The organism is uncultured Ruminococcus sp. (genome assembly GCF_946415235.1).
Taxonomy (GTDB): Bacteria; Bacillota; Clostridia; order Oscillospirales; family Ruminococcaceae; genus Ruminococcus.
On the sequence record NZ_CAMKRR010000154.1, the window covers coordinates 1 to 4783 of the forward strand.

Annotated in this window: 5 protein-coding genes; 2 read left to right on the forward strand and 3 right to left on the reverse strand. The window is 44.1% G+C overall.

The annotated features are described in order from the left end of the window. The 3 genes from Q0R37_RS15150 to Q0R37_RS15160 form a co-directional block, all read right to left on the reverse strand. On the reverse strand, nucleotides 1-379 hold a 379-nt coding region (locus Q0R37_RS15150), incomplete at its 3' end, for a hypothetical protein (RefSeq protein WP_294755417.1). After that, on the reverse strand, nucleotides 372-767 hold the full coding sequence (locus Q0R37_RS15155; RefSeq protein WP_294755418.1) for a hypothetical protein: 396 nt from the start codon (nucleotides 765-767) through the stop codon (nucleotides 372-374). The genes Q0R37_RS15150 and Q0R37_RS15155, both read right to left, overlap by 8 nt. Before the next feature lie 14 nt (nucleotides 768-781). Continuing rightward, nucleotides 782-1015, reverse strand: a complete 234-nt coding sequence (locus Q0R37_RS15160; protein ID WP_294755420.1) for a hypothetical protein — start codon at nucleotides 1013-1015, stop codon at nucleotides 782-784. A gap of 207 nt (nucleotides 1016-1222) precedes the next feature. Between Q0R37_RS15160 and Q0R37_RS15165 the strand changes: the two genes are divergently transcribed. Beyond that, a complete protein-coding gene (locus tag Q0R37_RS15165) occupies nucleotides 1223-2134 on the forward strand; it encodes a glycoside hydrolase family 11 protein (RefSeq protein ID WP_294755421.1) in 912 nt (303 codons plus the stop codon). A gap of 569 nt (nucleotides 2135-2703) precedes the next feature. Next, nucleotides 2704-4783, forward strand: a 2080-nt coding sequence (locus Q0R37_RS15170; protein ID WP_294755423.1) for a carbohydrate binding domain-containing protein, incomplete at its 3' end; no start/stop codon positions are given.

Here is a 4783-nt window from a genome sequence, read left to right on the forward strand (position 1 = left end):
ATAGATCTATTTCATACTGACTTCTTAGGTTTTCGAAGTAAAGATATTTAGAAAGTATATCTACATTTTTTAACTCTTTACTCCAGAGATAATCTGAAGCTTCTATAATAAGTTCATCTATTTTTCTATATGTTTCCTCTGATAAGATTTCTGTATTATCATAGACGAATTCACATATATCAGCAATCGGAACTATTTTATTATTGTTTAAACCCCAGTCGTCTACATTTATTCGTGTATTCTGTAAATAATCAATTGTTAGCATTATTTTATTGTCAGATACCATAGCATATGAATAATCAGCAAATACAACAACGTTGGTTACAAATGCCATGATTTGAAATAATGCTATTATTACAGAAACAAACTGTTTAATCATTCGCATAATTTTTCTCCATTAATATGTATCTTTTTTTTATTTTACTTAAATACATGGTTGCTTCTTGCTTATAAGACTCATCTTTGTCTGCTATATATTCATCAACTGTTGTTTTTAAGCAATTATAAAATTCCGGATATGTGATCAATAAAGGACTTGGAAAAAAATCACAATAAAAACCAACGCCGATAAAATTTTCAAGTTCTTTATATTCTCGCATCTGATTAGGAGCATTTTCATCGGGATCATCAGAAAAAACTAATGCGATGTCATTTATACAACATCCTATTCCATGCGTAAAGCCTTTTAACAACTTAATCAAGTCAATTTTACAACACATTTTGAAAAATATCTTCATTGTATTTGTTTTGTCAAATTTTGAAAACATATTTCCCTCCATAATCAATCAGCTGGGAAAAAATTTGTAGGTTCTCCAGCTGAATTTGTAAAACCTGTCCATTCTAATCCGTTATTGTCAGGAGCAAACCATTGACGCGGTAGATTTGGATTCTCTGATAGAGCATTTTGAAAAGCTTCAAATCCTTTGTTCATAAATTCTAAATCAGAAATAATTTCTGGATCATATACAGTCTTATACTGCGGTGTAGCTTTATATTGACCTTTGTGTTCCTTCACACTACTCCTTTCATGATATGTAAATCGTAAGATTTACAAAAAATTTACATTCATTATTATAAGACATTAAGTTTATCGTTGTCAAGCAAAAGGTTAATATCAACAATCATGAAAGTTAACACTAAAAAACAACATTTCTTTATAAGTTCGTTGATATTTGTATCAAGCGCTTATCTATTACGCTCGACGAACTAAAAAAAGAAAAGAATGAAAGCAGCGACGCTGTTACAGTGTCGCTGTTATTTCCCTATCGGCGGATATGACTACGAAATGTGGAATGAGGAGCACAAAGGACAGGCTTCAATGGAGCCGGGTGCAGGCTGCTTCACCTGTTCATGGAGCGGGGTCAGCGGCTTCGGTGCCCGTATGGGCAGGAACTTCGACAGTCAGAAGAAAAACTGCAAGGAATTAGGCGGTATGACCATTGCCTATGACGTTGAGTATACGCCAAGAGGGGATTCCTATATAGGTGTATATGGCTGGACAAGGGAACCTCTCGCGGAGTTTTTCATCGTTGAAGGCTGGGGCAGCCGGCGTCCGCCCGGAGAAGGTGCAGAGCTGAAAGGACAGGTAACACTGAACGGAAATACATACGATATCTATAAAACGACGCGTTACAATCAGCCCTCTCCATACGGTACGGTTACATCTCCGCGTTACTGGAGCATCCGTCAGACGAGCGGCTCACGGAACAATCAAACGAACTATATGAAGGGTACGGTCAGTGTATACAAGCACTTCGATGCGTGGGAAGATGCAGGTCTTGATATGAGTGGCACTCTTGGCGAGGTATCGCTGTATATTTACGGCTCCATGTCAGACGGCAGCGCAATCGTAAAGTCCGTCTCATTCCCGATCTACAACGAACCCGAGGAGCAGACCTCCGCCGAACAGAGAGGCGATACCAACGAGGACGGCGTTATAGACGTATTCGACCTTGCTTCCCTGAGAAGAGGCATACTCAGTATTATGTCGGGGACAGGCTCATCTCCTTCCAATTCCGACGTAAACGGCGACGGCGCTGTCAACGTGGCTGATCTTGTATGCCTGCAGCGGTATCTTCTCGGAGCTTCAAAGCTTCCCGATCCTGCAGCTGCTTCGGACGGAAGCGATGCGTAAGCACAGCCTCGTCTCTGCACATTCATGAGATATTCATACAAATAAGCGTTCGTGATACAGTAAAACAGCGTCACTGCGGCGCTGTTTTGGTTTTGGGGAAATCAGTAATAATATATTTCAGCAATTTTTGGTGAGCCCGATGAACGATATATTAAGGAAATGCGGGACAAAGGTAAAGAAAATGCCAAAATCCGATTAAAAACCGCAATATTTTGCGTTAAGAATTGGGCGATTATTGCTGATTTTTGACCAAAAATTGCCAAGTTGACGATAGCTTATTTACTTTTTTAGCTATATAATGTATATTTACATCAAAGATATTATACAATTATGCCAAACATTTCTCATAAAGAACCATCAAGGTGGATTTATTAAAGCAGCAATGCCGTGATCGCTGCAGCGGATACGGAACGATCACCGCATATTATTCCGCGGTCTGTTTTTTTAGGCAGAAAACAGGCGCATTTGGCATATTTACCCCGCATGAAAACTGTTCTGATTAGGCGCTTTACGCTTTACGGCGTTTGGCTCGGAACAGTTCAGAAATAAAAAACAAAGGAGTGTTGAAAATGGAACTTTCAAAAATGAAAAAGATCATCAGCGGAACCGTTTCCGCAGTTATGATCGCAGCAAGTATCCCTCTTTCGTCTTCAGCTGCTGATGTAAAAATTGATTTAGGCTCTGTTACAGGCAGCAATGTCGGCGGAGGCTGGGGCGGCAACGGCGGCATGGACTGGAGCGGCTTCGCAGGCGGATTTGACAATCCCGGCGCCAATATCGGCTCAGATGCAGGCAGCGGCGGAAACGCACAGTCAGGCCTCAACGCACAGATAAAGAACGATATGCCCACAACAGTTCCGAGCGGAGTTGAGAAATCAAGTCAGTGCACTGTTGAGAAGAAGTCTTATATGTGCAAATATACAGGCAAGACCAAGAACTGCAACGTTATACTGCCTCCCAACTATGACTCAAGCAAGAAGTACCCTGTAATGTTCATCCTTCACGGCATCATGGGCAGTGAGAATGATATGGTAAGCGGAATGGGCGTTCAGGAGCTCATGACAGGTCTTATGACAAGCGGCAAGGCTGAGGAGTTCATTGCTGTAACTCCGAATATGTTCACAAGTAAGACAATGAGCGGACCCAGCGGTATCAACCAGCAGACCTGCGCTGAGTACGACAACTTCCTCTACGATGTGACCGAGAGCCTTCTTCCTTTCATCAAGGAGAACTATCCCATAAAGGACGGCAGAGAAAATACAGCTATCACAGGCTTCTCAATGGGCGGCCGTGAGGCTATCTACTGCGGACTTATGCGTCCCGATGTATTCGGCTACGTAGGCGGCGCCTGCCCTGCACCGGGAATCACACCGGGCACTGATTCATTCATGTCTCACCCGGGCTGTATGCAGGAGAGCGAAATGAAGTTCAGAGACGTAGGACCCGAGCCTGAGGTATTCATGATAACAGGCGGTACTAATGACTCTGTTGTAGGAACTTTCCCGTCACAGTACAGCAGTATCCTTACAAAGAACGGCGTCAACCACGTTTACCAGTCCATTCCGGGCGGCGGACATGGCGCTGATTCTGTAAAGCCTCATCTCTACACATTCTTCAGATATGCTTTCAAGTCAGATGAGTCCTCAGCTGCTGCAACTACTACTACAACCACAACTACCACTACAACAACTACTACGACCACTACTTCAAAGCCCGCATCAACTACTACAACTACCGCAAAGCAGGTAGACCCCAAGGAAGAGCTCAATGCAAAGGTATCAAAGTGGGGCGACGCAAACGCTGACGGAACAATAGATATGGGCGACGCTGTAGCTATCATGCAGTCGCTTGCAAATCCAAACAAGTATAAGCTCTCAGAGCAGGGCAAGTACAACGGAGACGTTTACGAGGCAGGTACAGGCATCACAACCAACGATGCACAGACTATCCAGAAGTACCTCTTAGGTCTTATCAAGTCTCTTCCCGAGAGCTATTGGGATAAGCTCGATACAACCACGACCAAGCTTACAACTACAACAACAGTGCCAGAGGCAACAACGACTACTACCACAGCTGCTCCCGTATCAGGCGGCTCATTAAAGGAGAATTTTGATTCGGGCATCGGTGACTGGGCAGGAAGAGGCGGCGCTTCCGTTGAAGCATCGGATACTGCATACTACGGTACATCGGGCAAATCGCTTTATGTCACAGACAGAAGCTCCGAGTGGAACGGCGCAGCTATCGACCTCGGTTCCGAGTTCAAGGCAGGTCAGACATACAGCATCAGCTTAGGAGCTCTCCAGCTTTCAGGCAGTGATGCAACTATCCAGATCTCTCTCCAGCAGGGCGGCAACGGCGGCGGAAGCGCTGTATATACATCTATCGCCAAGGAGACCTGCAAGAGCGGCGAGTGGACAAAGATAGAGAATACATCATTCACTATCCCCGACAATACAGGCGATATGGTGCTTTACGTTGAGACAGTAGAGTCCTCGGGCGACCTTATGGACTTCTATATCGACGATGTTCTTGTTGCAGCTGAGGGCACAAAGTCAGCAGTTACAACAGGCGGCGAGGGCAAGGTCCCCGAGATAATCATTCCCGAAAAGCCCGATATCGACACATCGAAGTGGGACAGCTATAAGGAGA

Coding starts and splice junctions, on each gene's coding strand:
- Q0R37_RS15155 (WP_294755418.1), bottom strand. CDS start 767: ATGTTTTCAAAATTTGACAAAACAAATACAATGAAGATATTTTTCAAA.
- Q0R37_RS15165 (WP_294755421.1), top strand. CDS start 1,223: ATGAAAGCAGCGACGCTGTTACAGTGTCGCTGTTATTTCCCTATCGGC.